2 protein-coding genes are annotated in these 468 nt (G+C 53.4%); both read left to right on the top strand.

All coding sequences use genetic code 11. The features are described 5' to 3' along the window. Positions 1-160 (top strand): phage major capsid protein (locus tag AAC854_RS23100; protein WP_340619070.1); only part of this gene is annotated, 160 nt, incomplete at its 5' end. Positions 161-201: 41 nt separating this feature from the next. Next, on the top strand, positions 202-468 hold a 267-nt coding region (locus AAC854_RS23095), incomplete at its 3' end, for a head-tail connector protein (protein ID WP_340619127.1).

The following is a 468-nucleotide window of genomic DNA, read 5'->3' as shown; positions in this document are numbered from 1 at the left end:
ACGCTGCTACACCATTCTGGATCGCCTCGGCGTGCGTATGTTGCGTGACCCGTACACCCGCAAACCGTTTATCCACTTCTACACCACTAAACGGGTGGGTTCCCTGCTGGTTGACAGTCACGCCGTGAAGTTGCTGAAAGGCGCTGCGGGCAGTAAGTAATCTCTGGGAGGCCTGTGTGCCGCCTTATTATGGGGGGAAATATGCCGCTACCCACGATTGAAGAGCTGCGCTTGCAGTGCCGGATAGATTCGGATGAGGAAGATGCGTTGTTACAAGCCTATCTGGAAGCCGCCAGAGAAAAGGCAGCCAATTACCTGAACCGCAATGTTTATGAAGAAAGTATCCCTGACACCGACCCCAACGGAATACGGATAACCCCTATTATTAAACTGGCCTTAATGCTGGCCGTGGGGTTCTGGTATGAAACCCGTGATCCGAAGCGGTTACCGCCCGGATTCAGGGATTTG

It is taken from the genome of Xenorhabdus entomophaga, assembly GCF_037996725.1.
Taxonomy (GTDB): domain Bacteria; phylum Pseudomonadota; class Gammaproteobacteria; order Enterobacterales; family Enterobacteriaceae; genus Xenorhabdus; species Xenorhabdus khoisanae.
This window is presented reverse-complemented; position numbering and strand designations above follow the sequence as displayed.